Genomic DNA, 26,418 nt, shown 5'->3' with positions numbered 1-26,418 from the left:
ATGACCGTTCTACTAACCGTTTTAGAACAAGGTTTGATTTTTGGAATTTTAGCACTCGGTGTTTACTTAACCTATAAAGTTTTGGATTTTGCAGATTTATCAGTTGAAGGGACGTTTCCACTAGGCGCTTCAATCACTGCCCTACTTTTAACCCAAGGGATAAATGCTTCTGTTGCCATCTTCATTTCATTTATTGGAGGCATGTTAGCAGGAGCTGTGACAGGGCTCTTACATGTGAAATTGAAAATCACGAACCTTCTTTCAGGAATATTAGTGATGAGTGGATTGTACTCTATTAACTTAAGAGTGATGGGGAATCGTGCGAATATTGCACTCTTTAATCAAAAACATCTTTTTTCAACATCCCTCCCTACCCTGCTTACGATTGTTCTTGTGGTCATGGTGGTGAAGTTATTGGTTGATTTGTTTTTGAAAACAAAATTTGGATTTATGGTCAAAGCAACAGGAGATAACCCTCAATTAGTCACGACACTCGGAGTTCATATCGGTTTTGTGAAGATTGTTTGTTTAATGATTTCTAATGGGTTAGTTGGATTAGCTGGTTCTTTAAGTGCTCAATATCAAGGGTATGCTGATGTCACCATGGGAACTGGAACGATTGTCATTGGATTAGCGGCTGTTATCTTCGGAGAAGCGATATTTAAAAAATCATCTTGGATTCTTCCAACAACCACGGCCATTATTGGTGCTATTTTGTATCAGGGTTGTACAGCTCTTGCTTTGCAATTTGGATTTCCACCTAATGATTTAAAATTACTAAGTGCTGCTATTGTGACACTGGCTCTAGCTTTAAATCATTATCATTTTAAAGTTACTCTCTTTAAAAAACATGAAATGAAAGGTGGGATAAGAGATGTTAAGGATCCAACAACTGAGCAAAACTTTTTATCCGAACACAGTTAATGAAAAAAGAATCTTTGATTCTTTAAACTTGACGGTTTTAGATGGTGAATTTGTGACCATCATCGGAAGTAATGGCGCCGGAAAATCCACATTATTAAATTTAATATCAGGCTCAATTTCTGCTGATAGTGGCACAATTTTCTTAAATCAAGAAGATTTAACACATACAGTTGAATATGAAAGAACAAGGTTCATTAGTCGGGTATTTCAAAATCCAACGATGGGAACCTCTCCTTCTATGACGATTGCTCAAAATTTATCATTAGCTAAAAATAAAGGGAAACGATTTGGATTATCTTTTTTAGAATCTAAAAAGGATTTAAAGTTATTTAAAGAACTTGTTACCCCATTAGAATTAGGCCTAGAAAAGCAAATGAACTCCCCTGTTGGGCTATTATCAGGTGGGCAACGACAAGCGTTATCATTATTAATGGCAACACTCGTTAAACCAGAATTGTTGTTACTTGATGAGCATACAGCGGCACTGGACCCTAAAACATCAGCAAAAATTATGGAATTGACGAATCAAATCGTTACAACTTCAAATATTACCACCTTAATGATTACACATAATTTAAGTCAGGCGATTACTTATGGTAATCGATTAATCATGCTACATGATGGCCATGTTGTATTAGATATTTCAGGTGATGAGAAAAAACAATTAACACCTGAAAAATTATTACATCAATTTGAACAAAATATTGGTGGTCAAATCAGTGATGAACTATTATTTTCATAATTTTTTAAAGGGAGAGTCTTGAGTTAAACCTTTTAGGGCGCTTAGATGACTATCCCTTTTTCTTTTTGAGCATAATAGGATTAAAACCTAATAAAAAAACACGATTTTTCCTTTGAATTTTACAAAAAAAAGGTGTAACCTTATTAAGAGTGGTAAGGAGGTTAAGTAGATGAATCAATTTACAAGTTTAGATGTGACTAAAGCGGCAGTTAAAGTGGCGATGACTTCGTCTAGAAATGAAGAAGATCAGCTTGTCAAGCAATTAAAAGAACATGGAATTAATGCTACGGCAGTTGATGTAGGTGGAAATTTAATTCAATCAATCCCAAAAATTATTGAACGTGCCATTATTGCTTCTCGAAAAACGGGCATTACTAAAGAATGCATGGTTTTAGATGGTGCAGTAGCAGGTGCTGCCAGAGATGCGATCATGCAAGTGTCGATGAAAGCAAATGGATTAAATGCTGGTGGAAAGATTGCAATTGCACGTCATCGTGAACATTTAACCGTTTGTATTTTCTTAAGTATTGGATTATTGCATTTAGATGATGTTGTGATTGGATTAGCTCATCGTTCTGTGCCGGATAATATATAGTAATCTAAACTCTTCATAGCGGAGATTTTTTTTTATTCCCTCTCCTCTTTACTTCGCTTCTCAATTATTTCGCTAGAATGAAAGTTGATTCAGTCAATCTAAATTCTGTTATTAAGCGTAAGGTGACTTAGTATCGTCTTTTTAAAATGACAATAGCTTATGATATAGATTGCTACGCTTTAATGAACTTTAACGATTAAAATGATGGAGTCTTATGATATTGACACGTCTAAATAAAAAGTTCAGGTTAAAATTTGTTAGAAAACAGGATGTTACCTCACGATTAGTTTTGCAAGATAAGAATGTTTAGGCACGCTGAATCCAGATTATTGTTAGTAGAGGATTATTTGGAATAAAGGTTGCAACGTTATGGGAGAATGAGTAAAATAAAAAAGGTAGAAAAATGAAATTTGGAGGGTTATTATGATGAAAAAAGTGGCAGTAGTATTTACCGGTGGGACTATTTCAATGAAAGTTGATCCTCGTTTAAAAGCGGCTATCCCTTCAATGTCTAGTCAAGATATCATGTCAATGGTTACGAATATTGATCAAATTGCTGAACTTGATATTGTTGAATTTGGTGCTCTACCAGGGCCTCATATGACACCTGAGAAAATGATGGAATTAAAACAAGTCGTAGAAAATAAATTAAAACAAGAGGATATCTGTGGAGTTGTTGTGACACACGGAACGGATAACTTAGAAGAAACTGCGTATTTATTAGATTTAACGCTATCATCTGAAAAACCAGTTGTTGTAGTTGGAGCGATGCGTAATGGATCGGAACTTGGATATGATGGACCAAGTAATCTAGCGGCAGCTATTTGTACGGCTGCTCACGAAAACTCTCGTGGAAAAGGTGTTTTGGTTGTCTTAAACAATGAAGTCAACACAGCTCGTGAAGTGACGAAAACACATACGATGAGTCTTGATACCTTTAAATCACCTGAATTTGGTCCTATTGGAATTGTTGATCAAGATGAAGTGATTTATTATCATAAAAGCTCTGCCCCTACTCCCCACATTGAAACAAATCAAATTGAATCAGATGTTCACTTGCTTAAAGCCGTTTCTGGAATGGATTCAACCATTCTTAACTTCCTAGTGAGCCAAAACGTTAAAGGGATTGTCATTGAAGCGATGGGACGTGGAAATGTTCCACCGCTAATGTTAGAAGGTATAAAGGCCGCAACAGAAAATAAGATTCCGGTGGTCATTGTTTCACGTTGTTTACAAGGACGAGTGCTTGGATCTTATGGATATCTTGGTGGTGGTGCCCAGCTTCGCGATATGGGGGCTATCTTAGCGAGTAATTTAAATGGTCAAAAAGCTCGCATCCAATTGATGTTAGCTTTAACTGTTTCAAAAACAACAGAAGAATTAAAATCATACTTTGTTGACTAAGAAAAAAAGCGCAATTTAAAAAATTGCGCTTTTTTTCTATTCTAATGCTTCATTAAATCGGTCACTTAATTCAGTTAATAAGACATCTTGCTGGTCACGCCACTGGTCAATCGTTGTAATTTGTGAGGTAATATCACGTAAGACATCAATCATGACACTCGTAACGTCACTAATACTATCTTCATAAATACATTCAATATCATCTGTTGCAATAATACTGTTAGCTAAGGTTACCATAATTTGTTCCATGATGTCATCACTATGTTCTTCAAGTTGTGAGTAGAGCACTTTTTTAAGACGTGTGACACTCGGTGAGGATTGATAAGCCTGTTCTAAGAAACCAATAAACTTTTCAAAGTCCCCAACATTATCTTGAGGTTCGATTTCAAATAACATAATGAAGAATAAATTCCAATGAAATTCTTTATTCATGACATCAATAAAATAAGGACCTACAATTTTTTGGAATTGTGTTGTATATATCGGATCACGTTCAAACTTGATTGGAACATTGAAATGAACGGTTTGTTTTGAAATTTCGGATAATCGTTCGAGGGCTTTAATTAAGGTAGCTGTGTTTTGATTTAATTCAAATCCACCCGTTGGCGAGAAGGTATATTTCATAATGGTTTGACAGGCCTTTTTGATATTAACATTCATGCCAATCGATGCTTTTATTTTTTTAGCAAAGACATCGTTGCACATCTTCGCTAACATATCTTCAAATCCTTTACGTTGGTAATCTTCATCGGTTTGATTTTGTTCAACATTTCGATAAATAGTTAATAACTGTTTATCGAGTAAAGCCAAGTTATTTTTAATCGAATGCATCATCTCTTTTAATAAGTCATCCACTAGTAGGTAACTATAGTTTTTATAGATGATTTTATGTTCAATTTCTCCCCAAAAGGTATTAACGAGTGATTTGATTTGAAGTTCAAATGGTAAATCCGTATTTGTGTCGGTGATGATGCCATCAATTCGATAAATTTTGAATCCATTTTTTTGTTTTTGTGGTTGTCGACCATCTAAACTCAATTTAACATTTGGATTCATGTCATTGTAGTAATACCCTTCTTCATTTCGGATATTGAAATGTTTTCTGAGAATTTTATAAATTTCACGTTCATCTTGTTCAAAACGGCATTCAATTCTTACCCCTATTAAATCAGATAGATGGTAGATTAAACGAATCGGATCATTATATTTTTTATAGTATCCTTGACGTAAGATTTTTTCTTTTAAACTATCGTGGCTTTTAACACGTGATGTAATGTTTAAATATTCAATATCATATAAGTTAACAATTTGTTCGAACTCTATTTGTAATAAAGTTGAAATAATTTGGAGTTGCTCACTTTTTTTATCCAGTGTAGCCAACGCTTTTTCTATATACTTAAATTCTGCTAATGGCAAGATTAACGCCCCTTCTTTTTTAATACTTCTACCTTATTATTGTACAGGAATACAGCATTCATACAAATGGAAAAATAGTATAAATTTTTAGATTTTCAATAAAAAGCGCGCTAAGGTTAGCGCGTTCATTTGTTATCTTACCATTCTCTTTCCGATGAAAATCCGTATGATTCCACTTCGTATAACAGTTCACTAGCTGCAATATCTTGTGGTGTTACTGTCCGTCCTCCATTACTATCTAAATCAATCCCTACTTCATTAAATATTTTCCAAACAATATCAGAGCAATGCGTGGCACTTAAATCTTTTTTAGAGACAAACACATTATAGTCTAAATTTAAAAACTGTGTTTGGGCAATTTCAACGATTTGGTCCATTAACTCAGGCGTGGCATCTTTTAAACGTAATACTTTAACAGTCGGATAATAATCCCATTTAGAAAGGGGTTGTAGCGTTGAGGTTTCACCATAACCAAGTGATTCAAGGACAAGTCCCGCTTCTGCATCAACCACTACCCCGGCATGACCGTGACGAAAAAGCAAGGTATGACTTGATTTAGAAATTAAGATGTCTCCCTTTTGGACGTCTTGTAATGCATGACAAGGGACTTGATAGGATTCTTCATTAATACATTGTTCTTCAAGTGTAATTAACGTCATAGGATAATCGACAACTTTAAACGCATCCTGTACTTGTCCCATAACGGCTTGATCAGATTCAGAAACTGGAGGTGTATAAGCATTTAATTCAACTAAAAAGTTTAATAAAGTGACGATTAACATGGCCACTGTAAAAGTAATAAAATAGTAGTTTGGTTTCATAAGTGCCTCCAGTATTAGATAAAAAGAGTATTATTTAGTTATTATAACATGAAAATATCCTTTTTATACTTGACGAGTTTGGTTTACTCTATTTTCCAACTTTCGTACCACATTACAAAGGTCATCAACGCCCAAATTTTACGAGCGTGATTGTGTTTCCCGGTTGCATGTTGATCAAGATACCGAAGTGCTGATTTTTGGTTGATTAAATGCTCACACTGAGGGGATAAAATTAAGCGCTTGGCTTCATCATACAGTTCATTCTTGAGCCAGGTCTTTAATGGAACGGGATACCCTTTTTTATTGGCCTCATACACATGAGGTGGAATCATCTCTTTAAACGCTTCTCGCAAAAAAACTTTCGTTTGATTCTGCCCTATCTTTTCATTTGTTGTCAGTTGCTTTGCTAGTTGAAAGACCTTTTGATCAAGAAATGGAACACGTAATTCTAAGGCATGTGCCATCGATAGACGATCTGATTTGACCAAGATATCCCCTCTTAGCCAGGTATGAAGATCAATCATTTGCATTTGAGAGACAGGATCTAAATCTTGAATTTGTTCAAATAGTGGTGCGGTAATGTCTTTAAACGTAAAGTTTTGATCATAAAAATTTAGCAACTGTTGTTTTTCACGTTCATTAAAGACAAAGGCATTTCCAACATACCGGTCCTTTAGGGGGATACATCCTCTTTCGATGAAACTCTTCCCTTTTACTCCAGTTGGAATCAAATGAGATAACGTGAGTAAACTTCTTTTCGTATTAGGTGATAAGTAATTAAAGACTTCAAGTGACTTAGGCTCACAATAAATCCGATAACCTCCAAACAGTTCATCTGCCCCCTCACCTGACAAAATGACTTTAACTTGTTTACGCGCTTCTTGAGCGACTAAATAAATGGCTGTTACGGAGGGATCGGCAACCGGGCTATCGAGATAATCAATGACTGTTTTGGTTGCCTCGATAAATTCTTGAGCGGTAATGAATCGGCTGTATAAAGGAATATTTAAAAAATCGGCGGTCTCACGTGCGGCCTCGATTTCACTATATCCCGCTTCGTGAAAGCCAATCGTGAAGGCTTTAATTTTTGGATGATATTGATTAGCACAAGCTGTAATGATAGTCGAATCCACCCCTCCTGATAAGAAGCATCCGACCTCTACATCGCTTTGTAAGTGAGCACGAACAGATTCTTTGATGACGGTTTCTAATTGATGTTTATGTAACGATGAGATTTGTTGATGGGGAATTAATTGAATGGTATTATAAGCTTTGATTTCAATCCCTTTATTTCGTTGGTAGGTTAAATAAGTTCCGGGTTCTAATACTTTGACATCTTTCAAACACGTCAAAGGTTCTGGGATATATTGAAAGGTAAAGTAATGCTGTAAAGCAATAAAATCAAGACTAGCCTCAGGTATGGTAGATTGTTTAAAAGGTTTTAGTTCTGACGTTAAAAATAAAACATCATCTTCTACATAATAATACAACGGTTTAATTCCAAATCGATCCCGAACAGCAATGAGCTCTTCTGTTCGTTCATCGTATAAAACGAGTGAAAACATGCCACGTAACTGTGTAATGAATTCTTTTCCAAGTAGGTGATATAAACAAAGAATGACTTCCGCCTCACATTGAGTGTCAAAGGAAAAACCGAGTTTTTCTAATTGATTTCGAAGTTCTTGATAATTATAGATTTCGCCATTGAAGACGAGATGACAGTTATAGTCATCACGATGAAACGGTTGGACCCCCTGTTTTAAATCAATGATGCTTAATCGATTAAATCCAAGAATGAGGTGGTCTTTATAATACAAATCTTGATCATCAGGTCCCCGATGTTTCATTTTTTGTAAAGCCTGATATGAAAAAGCTAAATCATTTACGGTGATTTGCTTTTGTTTTATTAATGCAACTAACCCACACATGACAATCACCTTATCTTTTTAACATTTATGTGACATCATACGGAGAATTGAATGAATAAATGACAATAATCATGAGTTAATATTCTTGGTTTATCGTCACAATTCCTGACAAACGTTCGTTCGTATTTTATTGGGGCGGTGAGAAAAGTTAACCCCTATTCTATCGTTAAGCCCTTTTTAATGGTTTTATCATCTAAAATGTGGAAAAAATCACACTTTTAATGTTCATTTTAAAAAAAAGTATCTTTTTTATCTTCTGAACATTTGTTCGTTTTTTTATCTTGTGAAAATAAAAAAACGATAGATCATCTATCGTTTTAGCAATTGATAATGCTACCACCGTTAATATGAAGCGTGGCACCTGTCATATAAGACGCATCATTTGAGGCTAAGAAGACATATGCTGCTCCAAATTCAACAGGTTGTCCCATGCGACCAAGAGCTGTATTAGCGCCATGCTGCGAAACTTTTTGTGCATCAAATGACGCTGGGATTAAAGGAGTCCAAATTGGACCTGGTACGACAGCATTAACTCTAATTTTCTTTTTCGCTAGATTTGTCGCTAACGAACGCGTGAAGCTTGTTAAAGCCCCTTTAGTAGAGGAATAATCGATTAAAGTTTCATTCCCTTCATACGCTGTAATGGATGTGGTATTAATGATACAGTCTCCTTCGGTTAAATGAGGTAAAACCGCGCGTGTTAAGTAAAAGGGACCAAAAAAATTGACAGCGAATGTTTTATGTAAGTCTTCATCTTTAATCAGAGTTAAGTCATTTTGAGGATATTGAACTGCAGCATTATTCACTAAAATATTAATTTGATTAAAGGTAGACATCGTTTTTGACACGACGGCTTCACAAAACTTAGGATCGGCGATATCTCCTTGAATTAGCAAACATTCCCCTTGGTGGGCCTCAATGATACGTTTTGTTTCTTCTGCATCTTCTACTTCATCATAGTAAACGATGACGACTTTTGCGCCTTCTTTTGCATAAGCAATTGAAACGGCTCGACCAATTCCAGAATCGCCTCCTGTAATGATGGCTACTTTTTGATCCAATCGCCCACCCGATTTATTATATTCAGGATGTTCAAAAATGGGTTTCGGATCCATTTGCGACTCAATTCCGGGTTGTTTATTTTGAGTTTGAGGTTTAGCAGTGCTTGGAAATGAAGCATCTGGTCTAGTCATATCTCACTGACAGCTCCTTTTTGGTAGTATTTTTTTAATCTTTAGTAGTTTTGTCAAATTTGTATAAACTATGAGAAGAAATAATAAAATTGAATGGAACTTCTCTTGCTTGTCAGTCTTTTGCCATGCTAAACTAATGATGATTTAAAAAATAAAGGGGAACAGCTTATGAGACAGTTAGGTCTAATTAAACGATATATTGGAATGAGGACCTTAAAAACAGGAATCGCCGTTGTCCTGACACTCTACTTAGGACAAACTTTTTTAATTAGCAATGTGTTTTATGCTGTCATTGGGACGATTTTTGCACTGCAAAATACGATGAAAAGTTCATTAGTCGCAGGAAAAAATCGATTGCTCGGAACGGTTATGGGAGCGATCATTGGCTTTTTATTTGCTCAACTTCAATTACATAGTCCACTATTTATCGGTCTAGCCGTTATTATGACGATTGTTTGCTGTAATTCATTTAAAATTAGTTCATCGATTATCATTGCTTCGACGGTTTGTGTTTCTATTTTAATTGGAATTCAAGGTCAAGACCCATTAATCTATTCGATTTTACGCACGACGGATACATCGATTGGAATCATTGTTGGGATTTTTGTGAACTATGTGATTGCGCAACCGAATTACCTAGGAACGCTAACAAAGGAAATTGAAACCATTGAAGACATGACGAAAAACTTAGTAAAAAACATTCTCATTCATCAGGATTTAGACGTCAACTGCTTACATACAGAATTAAGTCGTTTAAATACGATTTATCAGAATTATTGTGCGGATCGACGCTTTGATAAAAATCCCGTTTCTTTAAATCAATTAAAAGTTACGATTGAAGCCTGTCATGATATTTATTTTCATGCCAAATGTATTGCTTGTTTAAGTGTTGAGGAAACCGATTTAACTATTAAAAATCGTTTGCAAATCATTGATTTCTTCCATCATGGTTGTCAAGGAGACGTTCACTTAGAGCAACCTATTGATTCAATCTTTAACTATCATATCGAGAAGATTTTAGAAGAATTGAGATTGTTGACTGTGACAGTTGATGCTTTAACGGACCATTTAAATCAATAAAAAACACACCGTTTAAACGGTGTGTTTTTTATTCCCGCTTACTAAGTATCACAGCAGAGTCTAACAGAACTCCCATCCTAATTTTTTTACAAACTGTTCTGCCACTCTTCTTCACCGTTTAAAGAATGGCGTTTGCCTCACTCAGGTAGCTCATTCTCTCGTTTCTTAAATCGGAGTCATCCCCCGGTGCCTATATTTTGATTTCAAATCGGTTAAAAATACAGTCTTTCCCACAGTTTTGCATTTGCATGGCGAACACTAAGGCTTCTCGTTTTGTTTTAAAACAAGCATAATGACAAATTTCGTGTTCTTTCTCGTGGACCACATATAGACAAATCCAGTAATGCTTTGGATGGTCAACCACATATTCTAAATCATCAATATCTAAGATGACTTCTTCATTATCGAGTCGGTCTAGAGCTGCCTCGGCAAAAAGGTATTTATTCACATCAATATCAGATTCTGTCCATTTGTCCTCAATAATCTGAATCATGTCATTCATTTTTTCAATTAAATCGTGCCCTAAAATCGTCAATTCAAGGACATTCCACGTATATTCTTCATCAATATTTGCATAAATTTTATATAAATCTGCACCGACTTCTGCTAGTTGCTTGTGGCAGTCTTCTACTTGATGATATAGCTGCCGATCAACTAAAATGACAATGTTGTTATTAAAAAGCAAACTGTCACTCGTTTCTAACATTTCCTCAATTTCACTCAGGCAGATTTTGATATTTCGTTTGATTCGAAGCATGGTTTGATCTAACATCGTCTGATCCCCCCTTTTTTACTACTAATATATGACAATCAGCGGGATTGAATAACCCAAAAAGATGAAATTTCGCCTTTTACAGTCAAAAAAACAGAGCTCTATTAGATCTCTGTTTAAGGTGATATTGATAAAATCATTCAAATTTCCCGTTTCATTTAATCATATCCTGAAATCCTCATTGTTTTTGCTTTTTTCCCCTTTTTTTATGATTAGGAATTGCCTTCGTTATCGTTAATTTGATCACGATAAGATAGGATGGTACTTAAAAAGATACTGAGACAAATAACACTAGTTACTGAGATAAGCAATGAGATCGTTTTAGCCGCCATCGTGGTGGGGGTGATATCCCCATATCCAATGGTTGTAAAGGTAATAATGGTGTAATAAAATAAATCAAAATAGTTGTTGGCATTGGAAAAAACAGGTGCTTCATGTGGAAGATGAGAGACTAAACAGACCATGAGATAGAGATTTAAAATGAGCATTATTAGAATTAAAATCGCAGCGATCATAATTCTTGAAAAAGAAGTTTGCTGTTGTTGAACAGATTTGACGTAGGTTGGATTAATCATCATCGTCATCAAGGTCTTTAAGTTCAAGAAATAGCAAATCCCCATCCCAATCAAGCTAATGGAAATATTTTTAGCAAATTGGTCTGGAAATAGTAATAAGACTAATAAAAACGTGCTAATCATCGTATAACTTAAGATAAAGTCCATTTTAAGATTCTGATTTTCGACACGATAGAAGAAAAGATGAATTTTATTACTTAGTAATAGGACATAACCAATCGCATAGTGAACTAATAAAAAGGCAAAGAGGACAATCCCTCCTTTAATCAGGGGTTCAAAATGGAGGATAGAAGCATCAACTCTAAGATGGCGAAAGATTCCTGTTGCGAGTGACACAAACGTTGAAACCTGTGCAAAAATAATAAATCCACCTTGAACGAAGCGTGTTAATAAAGAGCGTTCAAGAAATAAGAGTCGATACATCCGATTAATCTCTAAAATAAGGTGGCGAATCGTCTTCAAAATGCCAAAATCAAGTGTTCGATGTCGAAAAATTAAAATCGAAATAACAAGAAACGTTAAACTAATTAGTAAAAATTGTCCCATTGAATCTTCTCCTCTCATTAAAAAATACCCTTTTGAGGTTTAATGTGTCCGTTTTACTGAATAATATTTAAAGGAGAATCTAATAAATTTATTTGTAAAGGACGGTAGAATCATGGCGATAAAATTAATTTGTATTGATATGGATGGAACCCTATTAATGGATGATCATCAAGTGAGTGAAGTAGATCAAGCAGCCATTAAAGCGGCTGTTAAGCAAGGTGTTCATGTCGCAATTACAACAGGACGTGTTTATAATTGTGCCAGACTCTATGCCAAAACCATTGGGTTAACGACGCCCATTATTGCCTCAAATGGAGCATTTATTGGGGGAACAAATGGAGAAACCATTTATGAAAATCCGCTATTGATTGAGGATGTCCGTGATTTTTTAGAGATTACGACACAGCATGGGCTTCTCGCCTATTTAACGGCTAACTTTGGACTTATCTCCTTGCAAGAACTACCAGAGACGAATCTTTATAAACAATTGAATAAAATGTTAAAAGAAGACGAACAAATCCAACTAGTTGTCTTATCGAGTTTAGATGAAATCTACGGACACTATGAAGGTCAAATTTTAAAAGGGGTTTGTTTGGCACCTAACCAAGACATTTTAAATGAAGTAAAAGCAGAAATTAAAGCGAAGTGCCCTCATTTAGAAGTTGTTTCATCTTGGAAAAACAACTTTGAAGTCATGAAAAAAGGTAGCTCTAAAGGTGAAGCTGTCAAACAGTTAACCAAGTATTTTAATCTAACACCGGATGAAGTGATGTGTATTGGCGATAGCGAAAATGATTTATCAATGATTCAATTTGCTGGGGTTGGGGTAGCCATGGGCAATGCAACTGAGGATGTTAAACAGGCCGCTCAGTTTATTACCACGTCTAACAAAGAAGGTGGTGTTGCCAACGCTATTGAACACTTTGTGTTAAATCAAAAATAAAAAAGCCAAGATTTCTTGGCTTTTATTGTGGTGTTCCACAGTGAGGACAATAGTCATAAGTTGGATCAATTTGTTTACCACAGTGTTTGCAATGAGTTAAAGCAGAAGACATCTGTGACTGAAGGGGTTCTAAGTCCCAGAATGTCAAACTAGACTGTTCTCCCGCTTCAATGGCCTGTCCTTTTTCTTTATCTATGATGGCAATGGTTTGACAATTTGAACAAACGACATAGTAGGTTGTCTTCCATTTGATCAGTGGAATAAAGAAAAAGTGAAAGACATAAAAGTGTTTAAAAAGTGTCATGGGTACCGTTTGTTGACATCCTTTACAACTGATCGGTGTCAGCGGTCCAATTTCTTGATCTTTTGTTTCAATACCAAAAATTCCTATAAAAAACATGATTCTCACCTATCAATATATCTTTATTCCTTTATTATACCCAACTTATGAACTTCTAGCAAATCACTGTGTTTCAAGGAACGTTTCAATGGTGGCAAATGAGCGAATTGGGATCGAGTGTTCCTTTAAAGTAGTAATGAATTGATTTTCAATTTTAAAGGTTTCAATTGAAAAATTCTCAAGATTTGAAGCATCAAAATAACACAATAGGTCAAATCTCGGAAAATGAAAGTCTTCAGTTATTTCGTTAAGTTCTACTTGAACTTGTGCTGCACTTAAATAGACGAGTGCCGCATTTTGAAGCTGACACTGTGTATAAATTTTATTGAAGCTTGAACAAAGCTCTTCGTATCGCCCAATCAGTTTTTCATAATCAAGGTCTTGTTTTTGATTATCCTGTTGTTTAAGTAAAAATTCCGTGCTTTTAATTAACGCCATACAAGCCAATTGAAGATCACGATTAGAAGTTGTCGTCACAATAAAATCGTATAACTCTAAAAAATGAAGCGGAAGCTTACGCATTTGTTTTAAATCTTCCACCTGTGTTTTAAGACCACGATGAAAGTACGTTTGATTAAAAAAAGCAACACAATCTGATAATTGACAGATAATAGAGGCGGCATGAAGTCTTGATTCACACGTTGAATTTGCCAGGATTAGTTCCCCCATTGTTTTCTTGGCTTTTGTTAGTTGTTGCTTCGCTTTACTTAACATAAATGCTCGATCACTTAAATGTTTATGAAGTTTTAATTGCAAATGCTTAAATCGTCTCTCATCTTCAATCGAGTTTGCATATAAAATTTTTACATCTCCAACACAAGGCGTTAAACGGTCATTAAAGTCTGCAATCTCCTCGACTCGATGCCAGCTCATTGGAAATAAATCATAACCAATATCTTTTATAATAAATGTTTGACTTAATTCATAAGCACGCTCTGTTTTTGGAATAAAATATAAATCTACATCTGACAAGTCATTTGACGTTCCGTTTTCATATGATCCGTAGAGTAATAACAAACTTACATCTTCAGCATATTCTCGTTTAATGGTATTAAGGGCCCATTTAATCACTTGATCATTTTGATAACTCATCGTCTCCCCCTAAATGAATGGCATAAATATCTATAATTTAGTATAGAAATGAGCCGAGGGAGATAGAACAAAAAAGACACAGATTATCTGTGTCTTTTTTGCGATTAATTCATCGGGCGTTGTCCTTTACCACCCATTCCGCCCATACCAGCGGCTCCTCCCATTGAACCTTGAGTTTGCCCAATCGTTGTGATGGTGTTTGAAAGTGTGACACTACCAATTTCTGTTCCACCAGAGTATGAACCTTCAGTATAAATTCCATCTGTTACGACTCCAGAAGACGTTCCTCCACTTGAAACCGTATAGGTTGCACCTGATGTTAAAGCAGGAGTTGAAATGATAATGGATTGTCCTGATTTAGCAGGTGCAAACGTAAAGATATCTTCCCCATTTTCTGACTTAATATTAATCAGCGTTCCTTCAGAGAATGAGGTTCCAATACTTAAAATAGGTTGCGAAGAAGTTGAACTTGGAGTTTGCGCCATCCCAGAACTTCCAGCAGCGACTAATGTTCCACCTTTAATATTGAAAGTTCCATCATAATCAAGAGCACCATTTCCACTATTTGTCGGTCCATTGACAATCACGGTTCCACCATTCATTTCAATGGATCCATTCGCATCTAATCCATCGCCTGATGCATCAACATAAAGTAATCCACCATTTAAATAAATCATTCCATTAGAAGCAGAGAAATTATTTTGACCTGGACGTCCACTAGTAGCCGAGGCATCATTCCCTCCAGCAGCATTGACTCCATCATCCTTTGATACGACATAATAACTTCCATCGTTAACGTTAATGGTTGTGGCTTCTAATCCCTCATATGATTGGGTGATGTTAACCTCTCCCCCATTTAAATTAAGGGTTGTATCAGCATGAATCCCATCATCTCCAGAAGCAATTTCAAAGGTTCCTCCATTAATATTGATTGAATCATTTGAGTGAATCGAATCATCTGATGAGTCAATGGTAAAGGTTCCGCCGTTAATTGTAATATCAACAACTGCTTTGATTCCTTTGGCGCTTGATGAGCTTGTTTCCGTAGTCGTTTGGCTAGCGGGTGCTCCCCATTGCCCCCAAATCATGTTAGTATTTGTTGATGAGCTACTATTCGTACTTCCTCCCCCTGATTGAATATCAAAACTTCCACCATTAATCGTAACGTTTGTTTCCGCTTGAATTCCATCAAGTCCCGCTACAATGTTTAACGTTCCACCATCAATCGTAATATAACCACGTGTTGGATCTTCGGCGTTACTTGATTGTAATCCATCTCCACCGGCATTAATGGTAAGGGTTCCATCTTCAATTTCAATTGAATCTTTTCCTTTTAATCCATCACCGACTGATGTTACGGTGATATTTCCATTTTTAATTTTCAAATCATCTTTGCTGACAATTCCATGATCGTAGTTTGCATTCACCACTAATGATCCTGTTCCTTTAATTTTTAGATCATCTTTACTGAATATTGCAGCATTAGGTTCATTATTGGTTGGATCTTCAAGAACATATGAATCGCTATCAGTGACGATGTTTTCTGTTCCTTCCACTAAGTTAATGATTGCATTTTTAGCATTTTTGACATAAATAGGTGCACTACTTGAGGAAGTAATCTCGACGCCATTTAATACTAGCTCGACATCTAACTCATCTGAACTATCTACAATGATTTGTCCATCAGTTAATGTTCCACTAATGTTATACGTTCCACCTGATGTAATTGTAATGGTATTTCCATCAATGCTCACGCCATTTCCTTCAACCGTTGTTTGATCTTGTTTTAACTGAATCGTCGCATTGGCTGACACTGTTGATTGAGTACTTAAACTTTGTGACGAGCTTGTCTCATCAGTTGCTTGAGTGTTCGTTATTGTATCGTTATTACTGTTTGATTGGCATGCTGATAACCCCATAGTTGCTAAGAAGGCAAGGAAAAGGGTTCCTTTATGTTTGTTATTTAATTTCATTTTGACTGTCTCCCTTCAAATATAAAGCTTTGACGATATTAAGTATAAAAGAGAAGTCTGAAGATAATCTTAAAAAATTTAAAGATGATTACTCCAAAACTTGGGCAACAGCGTATTTATTCAATGAGCGGTTCTTTATCCCTTCCTCTTTGAGGAAGTTAAAATATACTATAATGAGCAAGTTACAAGGAGGTAAATATATATGGCATACACGTACAAAGTCATGCATCTTGATCAAACGCAACACAATCTAAAGTATAAATATGGAACAAGCTTTACCCCAACAGAGATTACCTACCATCAAACCTCAAATAATGCTTCGGCATTAAATGAACGAAACTATTTGAATAATCGAACTGATAATGTGTACATTGGATTTCATATCGTCGTCGATGATCAAATGGCCATTGAATGCTTGCCACTCAATGTTCAAACATGGCATGCTGGAGATGGTTCAACAGGTGCAGGAAATATGAAGTCAATTGGGATTGAAATGGCCTATTCTACAAGTAGCGACATTAGTTTAAGAAATGCAGCCATTGAAAATGGTGCTAAAGTCATTGCATCGTTAATGAAAACTTACAATATTCCAATGGCAAAAGTCTTACCTCATCAAGCACGGAGTGGAAAACATTGCCCACATGATATTCTAGATCGCTATGGGAATGAGGTGTTTAGAGTCTTGATTCAAACAGAATATCAAAAATTAACTGAATCAACCACTACCCCAAGTACGCCCTTAACACCGGTTAATTTTTCGGTTGGAGACAGCGTTGAAGTTTTACAAACTATTTCTGGGTACTCGACATCTTTGGCAACTAAAGCTTCAACTTCTGTTAGTGCTGGAACTTACAAAGTTTATAAAGTAGCTTCTAATGGGCTACATGCTGTTAATATTTCAAAAACAGGGACGGTAGCGGGAGCTTGGGTTAATGCGACTGACCTAAAAAAAAACAATAAAAGTATAAGTGTTGGGAATCAAGTTCAGTTAAATACGGCTGCCTCAGGTTATAAGGCAGCTACTAGTTCTGTGGCATCGAGCCTTTTGGCTAGTGGGAAGTACATCGTCTTTAAAGTAAGTGACGGAAGTCCCCATTCAATCAATCTTTCGAAATCAGGAATTGCTCCTGGAGCTTGGGTTGATGAAACAAACGTAAGTTTTATTTCAACGCAATCCTTTAACCATGGAGATCAAGTTGAAGTGGTTAAACGAATTAATGGATACGGGACCTCAACGACAACCATCGCCACGACTTCTGTGAATGTCGGAACATACTATGTTTATAAATATGTTGAGGGGGCAACCCACGCACTAAACATCTCAAAATTAGCAACAACTCCTGGTTCATGGGTTAATATCAGTGATCTTATGCTCGTTTAATGTTTTAAAAGCGGCACATCCGATGAGGGATGGCCGCTTTTTCTCTTAGATTAAGTTTCACTCACCCTCACTTAATCTTCATCTGCTTTAGTACGACCTTCCCTTTTTTTAAATTTAAATACTTTGCTTATTCATTATTTTCGTTAATAAAAAAATCAGCCTTTTCAATAGGCTGATTTTTTTATTAAACAAGGGTATTAATCCATTTTTTTGAGCGAACTCTAAATATTCCAATGACCACTTTGACTATTTCTTCTAATTGAACAATCATCGCCACAATAAGTAATGGCGCGTTAAAGAGATTGACTGCAATAAAGGCTCCTAAAACCCCAACGGTCCATAAGATTCCGAGTTCAAGAATCATGGCATACTTTGTATCTCCTCCCGCTCTGAAGATCCCCACAATATTAATGATGTTAATGAAACGGAAGGTTAAGCCAAATGCAAAGATAACGAGGACTTGCCCCATTAATTTTAAGGTACTCGATTCAAAATTTTGATACATGGGTAAAATCAGTGGAATACAAGCAATAAGAATAAGGCTCGAAAGAATCCCTAAAACAACACCTGTTTTTAAGAAAAGGATAGCATGATCATATGTTTTATCCTTTTCACCCGCACCTAGTTGTTTTCCAAGCATCACGGTTGAAGCATTTCCAACGCCAATAGCAGCAATGAAGAAAATATTGAAAATTGAGGTCACAATATTCATGATTGAAATCGACTCAACATTAATCTGACCATAAATGACTAAATAGGCCGTTGTCCCTAGTCCCCAGAAACACTCATTGATGACAACAGGTAAACTAGTAGTGATTAGCTTTGAAATTAATTCTTTGTTAAATGAAAGTAAGACTGAAAGTTTTGGATTCATCGTCTCAGTTTTAAAGTAAGCAAAGAACATGATGAGGATAAACTCAACGATACGAGAAACAAGTGTTGCAATCGCGGCTCCAATTACACCAAGTTGCGGTAATCCAAATGCACCGAAGATGAGTAAGTAGTTTAAGATGGTATTGAGCGTCAATGCTATGATTGAGGCGATCATCGAAAATTTTGGTTTTTCCACGGCTCTTAGGCCCATGCTATATCCAAATGATAAAATCATAAATGGATAGCTTAAACAAGCAATTTTTAAATACTGTGCCCCAAGCGATTGAACCGCAACATCCGGCGTGAAAATACTAATAATCTTTTCAGGAATAAAGAAGGCTAATCCGCCGAAAATGATGGATAAGATTCCTCCTAGTACTAAGGTAAATCCAAGTAAGCGATGAATACTTTTAACATCTTTTTTTCCCCAGTACTGAGCGAAGTAAACCATTCCTCCACTATAAATTCCAAACATAATCATATTTAGTAAGAAATAATATTGATTTGAAACCCCAACAGCAGCTACGGCATCAACCCCGACTTTACCAACCATTAGCGTATCAACCATGTTTAAACTTGAGGTGACAAGCTGTTGCAAAGCAATTGGCAATGCAATGATCCACAAGTCTTTATAAAACGAGGCATTAGACTTAAAGTGGTCTTTAAACTTCATAACATAAACTCCTCCTATAAACATAAAAAATAGAGAAGTCCCGATTAATTTCTGTTAAAAGAAATTTTGATCGGGACTAGCATTAGCCTTAGTATCAACGTATTTTAATAACTTAGGATCTAGGTTATTAATGGCTAAAAAACAGAAGAAATATGTCATTTCTTCCATCCTCTATTGTTATAATCAATGTATCAAATCTCATGTTAAATGTCAACGTTTACGAATTAATCTTCGCTAGTTCAAAGCTTTTTCCTTCATCGAGTGCTTGATGATAGCCACTAATTTGTTTAATGGTCACAAGATTGCCTTTATTCATTTTCATTTCGGCATGTAACTCCCCTTCACTAATATACGTTGTCGGCACTCTTTTTCCATCAATAAACACCTGACTATCGCCATTGAATCCAGATCCTTTTATCACCAAGTGATGGTCTGTTTTCATAATCGAGTGAATGGTTAGTGGTTCAATTCCAAATTTTATTTCTTCTGTTTTATGCTGTGGAAAGACCGATGCTAATAATTGTTTTCCATAGATTAAATCATACTGAGCTAATTTTAAGTCTGACTGATAATGAAATGTTCCCTTCTCTAAATCATGAATCGCATTCATGATTCCCCCACGTATACCAACAGCATTTAAAATTTCTGTTGCAAGTTGATAAGCAGGTAGCTTTTGGTCATGAAAGGTAAATTCACTTGGATGTTTAACCATCACTGGAACCTCATAATGATCAAACGGATAAAATGTTTCATCATTAATGACAGGCAAATTTGGTAAATGGTCTGAAAATAAAATTAACGTGGTTGGAGTCTGACGTGTTTCTAAGTATTTTAGAAGACGCTTAATTTGATGATCTAGTCGATGTAGTTTGATGCAATAATCTTGTAATGATGCTCTCTCTTCTAATGATAAATCTCCTTCAATTTGAATATCGTGATGTTCATCATAACTCGTTTCATTATACGGTTGATGTGTGCCGGCTGAAATGGCGTATATAAAGCTCTTTTCAAATTGGGATATCGCTTTAATGATGTTATGGATTAAATGTTCGTCGTTCATTTGAGATAAATCGTGATTGACTTCAATGCCTGCCATGTATTCCAGGGGGACGAAGCGATCAAATCCTAAATGTTGATAGGCAATGTGTCGGTTATAAAAATTACCTTCATAGTTATGAATAGCAATGGTTTCAAAGCCAGATTGTGAGAAATGAGTGGCGAGAGATTCAATGTCAGTTGATTTTAAAATGCTATTATGTGGAATCTCACCCGGTCCAAAATAGTCAACATTCATGGATGTTAAGACTTCAAATTCAGTTTTACCGGTCCCTCCACCAAATGTGGGAACAATGAGTTTCCCAAACGGCTCAGTTTTCATTAGATGTCTGATAGTAGGGATTGGATCGATATTAATTGAAAGGTTTTGTAAGGTTAACGGATCAAAGAAGGATTCCATTTGTATCATGATCACATTATGATCTACACTTTGGGGATGATTTTTAAAATACGGCATCAAATCATGAGCCAGGTTGTTCATTTTTTCTTCACTGTAGGAGTCTGGTTTTCTATTTAAATAAGGATATAAGGAATCTGTAATGGAATAGGCAAACCCCATTTGCTCATATAACTCAACTTCTTCAGCGGGTTTTGGTAATTCTTTTTTCTCTGTTTTATAAAAGATATACCCAGCTAAAAAAACGTAGACTGTGCCCATGACGTATTGTAAGGTTGTTGTTTCGAATTGAATTTGAAATAAATCATAACCAATCCAAAATAAGAAGCCTAAAAGAATTAACACCATACTAATCACGAGTGGTGTGAAGTATTGAGAAGACAAACTTAAACCTTCTTTAATTAAAAAGATATCGGAAAACATAAGTGGATAGCCTCTTAATGTCGTGACGATGGTATTGGTGATGGATAATAATAACCAAAAAATAGTGACGATTGTAAAGACAAATACTTTACGTGTCACCATGAAGGATAAGGCTAAGGTTGAGGAGATAATGAGGACGTTTAAGATAAATTCTATTGGTGAGTGTTTCATGAAGTAGAGTGCTTTTTTAATGGATTTAAATTTGATGGTTTCTACCACGATGGTTAATAGAATTGAAAAAATGAGCCAAAAGCTTAATGATTGCATACTATTCCCCCCGAAGACATCTTTTACGATTTAAGATATCATATGTTTTCATGTCAGACAAGGGGACCTTTGTCGAGCAAACAAAAAAGAGCAAAAATTTGCTCTTTTCGTTATTAAAAGGCTAAATCGTATGTTTTATGAAAGCTTAAGACGATTCGCTTATAATCTTCATGTAAGAGATCGAGTGTTGCATTACTTAAAGAAGCGGGAAGCGGGAAAAAGGCTTGGCCAAGTCCACCGCATAATAAGGTATAAGATCTTCTTTTAGCTAGTTTATTATGCTCTAAATAAGATTCGAAACTTTCTTGTGAAATTAAATCTAAGATGGCACGTGCAAGTGGTGATTTCTTTGGTGTTAATTTCAGGTTATATTCGGCTTCTAAAAAGAAAGGAATGGCTTCCTTTGGTACCCCCTCTTTTCCTAAGAAAATTAAACTAGCTAGCAGTGCTGCCTCTTCTTGCTTTTTTTTATTATCTGTCATGATACGGGTACATCTTTTTGCTTCTTCTTTTGCCTCATCGATGGTGTTTGAGCTAAATCCAATGGGAATGGCTGCAATCTGTGTCCATTGACTTAATTGAATGTCTTTTTTTGTCTTTTTAGCGTGTGTCATAAAGTAATCAAAGCGATTGCGATAAAGGGTGTCACTTTCGGATTCTTGTCTTAAGTCTTCAAAGACAAGCTTGGATAATAAAACATCGGCTACCGCCATCATGATTGTAATGCCTTCACTGGAGTTTTTTTGATTTCGTAAGTTATCTCCAATTATGCAACCTAACATATAAGTTCCCCCAATCGATTCTTTTATCGCTTAATTGATACGATTATATCATATTTTAGAATTTTATAGTGATATAATTCCACGATTGAGGTGTAATTCCTGTGGTTAATGAATGATTTTGATGATTTTTCCGCGGACACGGCCCTCATCTAATCGAACTTGATTAATTCTGAAGGCTACCTTCATTCCTTCTTTGACATTAAAATAAGTTGGAACCGGACAAATCGCATCTAAATTTGGGGCGATATTGACAAAACATGCCCAAGATTTAACGTTACGAACAAGTCCATAAACGACGGTTTGGGGTTCAAAATCTTCAATGGTAATGCTTGATTGTGTTTCATATTTTTCAACAGCTTGAACATTAATTTTCATATTATCATTCACCTTTAATAACGAAACAAGAATCGTATCCCCTTCATGATAAATATCCCCCACGGTTGTGTAGTCATTTGAAAAGTCTTGATTACGTAAAATAACTGAAATGCCATCAATCATTAAGTAGGCACCAAAGTAGACAATTTTGGTAATCGTCGCCTCAAATGACTCTCCTTCTTTTAAGCGAGCAATAATGTCGTTTCGACGTTCTTCTTTTATTTCTTTACATGAAGCTAAGTAAACACGTCGTTGTTCGTCATAACTCATGATTTTAAATTGCACTTTCATCCCGATATAATGATTTAAGGTGCTTTTAATTTCATACAATTCGAGTTCTTGACGTGGAATAATGACACGATCCCCCTCAAAATCAAGCCATGCCACGTAATCATTTAATAAGATATCGAATTGAACTAATCGAATAATCCCTTCTAAAATTTCATGATTTGTTGCTAATGGATTGTGTGAAAAATCCTCCATTAATATATCCCCCCTATATGAATCCCCAAGATATGTTTGATATCTTCAACTGTCTTCACATTAAATAAGCTTTCTATCGAGAAAGCGTTTGTATTATCATTTTACCAATAATCTCACAAAAAAGATACTGTCTTTTCATACAATCTCAGCTTAATGTTTCTACAAGTTTCGGCATAAAAAGACCTGATGTCGTATTTTAACATTACCTTATTTCATATTTGGGTGGGTGCTGATTTTTAGATATAAAAATTCAAAGGAAGAGGATTCAGTCCTCACCCTTCTCCTTTAATGATTCAGAATTTTCTTTTTAAAAAACTAGAATTGAAAATTAGACATAAAAAAAGAACACCGAAGGCCATTTCGGTGTTCAACAAGTAAAAAGGATTGTATGATGAGGACATACAAAGTTTTTACTTGTAGTCCGCGAGATATAAGGTCGCGGGTAGAAACTAGTTAACCATATCTTAACAATTATACAAGTAAATTATAACTATTTGGAGTAGGAAATAAACTTAATTATTTCCGGACTTAAATAATAGCACGATTTAAAAATAGTTGCAAGAACTTTTTTTAAGAAAAGTCGAATATTGTCTGACGTTTTTTTGAAAAAAGCTAGGATCCGAGGATAATAGGATTAAAACTAGTTCCGGTTGATTGTAAAAACGAATGAGAATGAGGCTGTTTTCAATGCCACGACTTATCTCTAAGCTTGTGCTTTTTATTTGGTGAACACCTGCTGTATAGAGGGGAAATAACCCTTGATTTGGCCCAATTAATCCTCCCATCAGAGGAAACAGAAATTGTCTTCCATGGGCATGACTCGAAAAAACCAAATCAACGTCATAGGCCTCATACAGCTTTAAATATTCAGGTCGGTGTGACATTAAAATACTAAATGCATCCGGATTCACCTTCGCGTTCAAGGTTTCCTCCATTTCTTGGGTTTTCATTAAATTGGAATCATTGACACCGATTCATTCAATACGCGTCTTCCCTTTTGTAAGTACTATCTTGTTATTTCAAAGCAACACAACGCCTGCTTCCTGGATTTTCGATTCAAAATGGCATACTCATGATTCTCAAAAGGATAAAACGTCAACGTCATTAAACCTGGCATTATTCACTAAATCTCCCGTTATCATAATCAAATCCGGTTTGATTTTTTTTAATTGTTTGAGGACTTGCCCCTCTAAGGAACCGACCTCTTGAATAGGGGGATGTGAGATTTGGATGATCTTTAATTCATATCCGTCTTTTTCTCATGATAATGATTCTCGAATCTCACGATGTAAAGACCAAACATTATCCGAAAAGTTACTAAAAAGTGTGACGATTGTTTTAGTGTTTACATCATAGGAAGACATAAAACTAACGCCAGGATCACTTCCACAAAAATACGGAATGCTCTCCTCTGTTAACCAAATCCCATAGCCATAATGATCTTGATCATTTCCAGCTTGAACACGAAGCATCTCATCTGTCATCTCTTTTGATAAGAGGCGATACCCAAGCAACGCTTCCCAGAAGGCTTCAATATCATCTACCGTTGTAAAAGCACCTCCCGCCCCTGTTCCTTTTACATCAACGCTATAAATATTCGTCACATAGCGTTGCCGTTTTTCATCATACACATAATGATTGGCACAGTTTGCAGGTAGGCAATCTAGCTCATAGTAACCAGTAGAGGGCATCTGAGCGACGTTAAAGACATGCTGTTGTAAATACTCATCAAAAGACTGATGTGTGATGGCTTCAATGATTAAGCCAAGCACCACAAAGCCGGTATTATTGTATTGAAATTTCGCTCCCCGTGGATACATCATAGGTTTGTGAATAAACAAGGGGATTAAATCTTGAGATGACCTAATTTTATAGTTAGGATAATCTGTCCACAACTCATCGTAATCGCTCATAACTGACTCATCAAAGTAATCGGGAATTCCCGAGGTATGAGTCAATAATTCGCGGATCGTAATCGTTGTATCAATTTGTTGCCAATCAATCGTTAGAATCTGTCCGATGGTATCGTCAAAGTGAAGTTTTTTCTGTTCGATCAATTGTAAAATACCGACCGCAACAAAAACTTTACCCGCTGAGGCCGTCGCAAATTTAGTCTCACGTTGATTTTTTCGCTGATTGGCAACATCAGCATAGCCATAAGATTGTTTAAAAAGGATGCTTTTTTCTTTTTTGATTGAAATCGTCCCTCTAAAATTCATGTCAATCCTCCCTTAAAAAAAGAGAGCGAGTGCTCTCTTTATGCATATGGTGATAAATTAAAACAAGGTTGAAGTTCGGCTAAGAAATGTGCAATTAACTCGATAATTTGTTCAACGTCGTTTAAATGACAAACTTCACTTCCTGAATGCATGTAACGAAGTGGGATTGAGATGAGTGCTAATGGGACGCCATCATTTTGAAAATGAATACGATCTCCATCAGTTCCCGTACGTCCGGGTGCCATCTCAAATTGAATCGGCATATTTAAACGGTTGGCGATATTAATCAGGGCATCATTTAGGTGGTTATTAATGATGGATCCATGACATAAAACCGGTCCACCACCGAGTTTAATTTCACCCGTTACTTCCGGATTGGTTCCTGGATAATCGGTTGCAAACGTTACATCGACGATTAAAGCCAGGGCTGGTTTTACCCTTTTAGCTGCCCATACCGCTCCACGCATCGTCGTTTCTTCACCAACTGTGGTGGCACTGTAGACTCCAACGCGTGTTCCTAACTCTTTTGCACGACGCAGTGCTTCAATCACAATAAAAGCCCCTAACCGATTATCAAGTGCTCGTCCGGCTAAGTTGTTGTTTAATAACTCAAGATAATCTGTATCTGCTACAACATAATCACCAGGCGCAATCACTTTAAGTGCTTCTTCTTTTGAAGTTGCGCCTAAATCAATAAATAAGTCTTTTGTTTCTAATGACTTATTTTTAAGAAGGTCATTATTATATCCGACGACTCCACCGATAATGCCATTTTTGGTCAGAATGCGAACTTTTTGTCCGAGATATAAAGCCGGACGAATTCCGCCTACGTTTGTTACTTTAGCTAATCCGTCTGATGTAATCATCGTAATCATCATCCCGATTTCATCGACATGGCCGGCAAGTAAGACTTTAAAGTCATGGTCTTTATTTAAGATGCTCATAACGTTTCCTGTGGTATCCGTTTCAAAACCATCTACGGTGTCTTGCATGTAAGACATAATTTTTTTCTGTAACTCGAATTCTTTGCCAGATGGTGAAGCCGTTTGAATCATTTCATATAAAAAGTGTTTATTCATCATACA

At 35.9% G+C, this 26,418-nt stretch carries 23 protein-coding genes and 1 riboswitch; of the genes, 7 read left to right on the top strand and 16 right to left on the bottom strand.

What is annotated here, in order from left to right; all coding sequences use genetic code 11:
- The 4 genes from QWC74_RS14645 to QWC74_RS14630 all read left to right on the top strand — a co-directional run bounded on the left by QWC74_RS14645 (window position 1) and on the right by QWC74_RS14630 (window position 3,665).
- A complete protein-coding gene (locus tag QWC74_RS14645) occupies window positions 1-924 on the top strand; it encodes an ABC transporter permease (RefSeq protein WP_006784675.1) in 924 nt (307 codons plus the stop codon).
- Complete coding sequence (locus QWC74_RS14640; protein WP_006784674.1) at window positions 875-1,666, top strand: ABC transporter ATP-binding protein; 792 nt, start codon at window positions 875-877, stop codon at window positions 1,664-1,666. Before QWC74_RS14645 ends, QWC74_RS14640 begins: the two co-directional genes overlap by 50 nt.
- 169 nt (window positions 1,667-1,835) lie before the next feature.
- Window positions 1,836-2,261 carry a HutP family protein gene (locus tag QWC74_RS14635; RefSeq protein WP_006784673.1) on the top strand — a complete coding sequence of 142 codons (426 nt, stop codon included), beginning with the start codon at window positions 1,836-1,838 and terminating at the stop codon, window positions 2,259-2,261.
- A 423-nt stretch (window positions 2,262-2,684) separates the two neighbouring features.
- The gene (locus QWC74_RS14630) at window positions 2,685-3,665 is read left to right on the top strand and encodes an asparaginase (protein ID WP_006784672.1); all 981 of its coding nucleotides are present in this window, start codon (window positions 2,685-2,687) and stop codon (window positions 3,663-3,665) included.
- A gap of 36 nt (window positions 3,666-3,701) precedes the next feature.
- On the opposite strand, the gene QWC74_RS14625 is transcribed toward QWC74_RS14630, so the two are convergent.
- The 4 genes from QWC74_RS14625 to QWC74_RS14610 all read right to left on the bottom strand — a co-directional run bounded on the left by QWC74_RS14625 (window position 3,702) and on the right by QWC74_RS14610 (window position 9,023).
- Window positions 3,702-5,081 (bottom strand): GTP pyrophosphokinase family protein, encoded by a 1,380-nt coding sequence (locus tag QWC74_RS14625; RefSeq protein ID WP_006784671.1) that lies wholly within the window; start codon window positions 5,079-5,081, stop codon window positions 3,702-3,704.
- Window positions 5,082-5,218: 137 nt separating this feature from the next.
- Complete coding sequence (locus QWC74_RS14620) at window positions 5,219-5,902, bottom strand: YiiX/YebB-like N1pC/P60 family cysteine hydrolase (RefSeq protein WP_006784670.1); 684 nt, start codon at window positions 5,900-5,902, stop codon at window positions 5,219-5,221.
- A gap of 83 nt (window positions 5,903-5,985) precedes the next feature.
- Entirely contained in the window at window positions 5,986-7,830 is a 1,845-nt protein-coding gene (gene asnB / locus QWC74_RS14615) for an asparagine synthase (glutamine-hydrolyzing) (protein ID WP_288994287.1), read from the bottom strand.
- Window positions 7,831-8,147: 317 nt separating this feature from the next.
- Window positions 8,148-9,023 (bottom strand): SDR family oxidoreductase, encoded by an 876-nt coding sequence (locus QWC74_RS14610; RefSeq protein ID WP_006784668.1) that lies wholly within the window; start codon window positions 9,021-9,023, stop codon window positions 8,148-8,150.
- Between the two features lie 168 nt (window positions 9,024-9,191).
- Between QWC74_RS14610 and QWC74_RS14605 the strand changes: the two genes are divergently transcribed.
- On the top strand, window positions 9,192-10,103 hold the full coding sequence (locus QWC74_RS14605; RefSeq protein WP_006784667.1) for an aromatic acid exporter family protein: 912 nt from the start codon (window positions 9,192-9,194) through the stop codon (window positions 10,101-10,103).
- Between the two features lie 190 nt (window positions 10,104-10,293).
- Here the strand turns inward: QWC74_RS14605 and QWC74_RS14600 are convergent, their stop codons facing one another.
- Window positions 10,294-10,875, bottom strand: coding sequence for a hypothetical protein (locus QWC74_RS14600; RefSeq protein ID WP_006784666.1), 582 nt, complete (start codon window positions 10,873-10,875; stop codon window positions 10,294-10,296).
- Window positions 10,876-11,087: 212 nt separating this feature from the next.
- Window positions 11,088-11,996: a potassium channel family protein gene (locus tag QWC74_RS14595; protein WP_006784665.1), complete on the bottom strand. Its 909-nt coding sequence runs from the start codon at window positions 11,994-11,996 to the stop codon at window positions 11,088-11,090.
- 112 nt (window positions 11,997-12,108) lie between these two features.
- Between QWC74_RS14595 and QWC74_RS14590 the strand changes: the two genes are divergently transcribed.
- Window positions 12,109-12,939, top strand: coding sequence for a Cof-type HAD-IIB family hydrolase (locus QWC74_RS14590; protein ID WP_006784664.1), 831 nt, complete (start codon window positions 12,109-12,111; stop codon window positions 12,937-12,939).
- 22 nt (window positions 12,940-12,961) lie between these two features.
- Here QWC74_RS14590 and QWC74_RS14585 read toward each other — a convergent pair whose 3' ends face one another.
- The 3 genes from QWC74_RS14585 to QWC74_RS14575 form a co-directional block, all read right to left on the bottom strand.
- Complete coding sequence (locus QWC74_RS14585) at window positions 12,962-13,339, bottom strand: zinc ribbon domain-containing protein (protein ID WP_006784663.1); 378 nt, start codon at window positions 13,337-13,339, stop codon at window positions 12,962-12,964.
- Between the two features lie 63 nt (window positions 13,340-13,402).
- Window positions 13,403-14,431, bottom strand: coding sequence for a hypothetical protein (locus QWC74_RS14580; RefSeq protein WP_006784662.1), 1,029 nt, complete (start codon window positions 14,429-14,431; stop codon window positions 13,403-13,405).
- A gap of 104 nt (window positions 14,432-14,535) precedes the next feature.
- Window positions 14,536-16,404 (bottom strand): carbohydrate-binding domain-containing protein, encoded by a 1,869-nt coding sequence (locus QWC74_RS14575; protein WP_006784661.1) that lies wholly within the window; start codon window positions 16,402-16,404, stop codon window positions 14,536-14,538.
- Between the two features lie 202 nt (window positions 16,405-16,606).
- Between QWC74_RS14575 and QWC74_RS14570 the strand changes: the two genes are divergently transcribed.
- Entirely contained in the window at window positions 16,607-17,785 is a 1,179-nt protein-coding gene (locus tag QWC74_RS14570) for an N-acetylmuramoyl-L-alanine amidase family protein (protein WP_006784660.1), read from the top strand.
- A gap of 184 nt (window positions 17,786-17,969) precedes the next feature.
- Here QWC74_RS14570 and QWC74_RS14565 read toward each other — a convergent pair whose 3' ends face one another.
- The 7 genes from QWC74_RS14565 to QWC74_RS14535 form a co-directional block, all read right to left on the bottom strand.
- Window positions 17,970-19,331, bottom strand: a complete 1,362-nt coding sequence (locus QWC74_RS14565) for an MATE family efflux transporter (RefSeq protein WP_006784081.1) — start codon at window positions 19,329-19,331, stop codon at window positions 17,970-17,972.
- A 217-nt stretch (window positions 19,332-19,548) separates the two neighbouring features.
- Window positions 19,549-21,474: an LTA synthase family protein gene (locus QWC74_RS14560; protein ID WP_006784082.1), complete on the bottom strand. Its 1,926-nt coding sequence runs from the start codon at window positions 21,472-21,474 to the stop codon at window positions 19,549-19,551.
- A 113-nt stretch (window positions 21,475-21,587) separates the two neighbouring features.
- Window positions 21,588-22,256, bottom strand: coding sequence for a hypothetical protein (locus tag QWC74_RS14555; RefSeq protein ID WP_006784083.1), 669 nt, complete (start codon window positions 22,254-22,256; stop codon window positions 21,588-21,590).
- 105 nt (window positions 22,257-22,361) lie between these two features.
- Window positions 22,362-23,114, bottom strand: coding sequence for a S1 RNA-binding domain-containing protein (locus QWC74_RS14550; RefSeq protein ID WP_006784084.1), 753 nt, complete (start codon window positions 23,112-23,114; stop codon window positions 22,362-22,364).
- Window positions 23,115-23,511: 397 nt separating this feature from the next.
- Window positions 23,512-23,613: riboswitch (purine riboswitch) on the bottom strand.
- A 46-nt stretch (window positions 23,614-23,659) separates the two neighbouring features.
- Complete coding sequence (locus tag QWC74_RS14545; RefSeq protein ID WP_006784085.1) at window positions 23,660-24,037, bottom strand: hypothetical protein; 378 nt, start codon at window positions 24,035-24,037, stop codon at window positions 23,660-23,662.
- 336 nt (window positions 24,038-24,373) lie between these two features.
- A complete protein-coding gene (locus tag QWC74_RS14540) occupies window positions 24,374-25,333 on the bottom strand; it encodes a serine hydrolase (RefSeq protein ID WP_006784086.1) in 960 nt (319 codons plus the stop codon).
- 38 nt (window positions 25,334-25,371) lie between these two features.
- Window positions 25,372-26,412 (bottom strand): M20/M25/M40 family metallo-hydrolase, encoded by a 1,041-nt coding sequence (locus QWC74_RS14535; protein ID WP_006784087.1) that lies wholly within the window; start codon window positions 26,410-26,412, stop codon window positions 25,372-25,374.
- Window positions 26,413-26,418: the final 6 nt, after the last annotated feature.

It is taken from the genome of uncultured Turicibacter sp. (assembly GCF_938044715.1).
In the GTDB taxonomy this organism is placed as follows: domain Bacteria; phylum Bacillota_I; class Bacilli_A; order MOL361; family Turicibacteraceae; genus Turicibacter; species Turicibacter sanguinis.
Note: the sequence above shows the minus strand (reverse complement) of the source record. Positions and strands in the feature narration are given on the sequence as shown.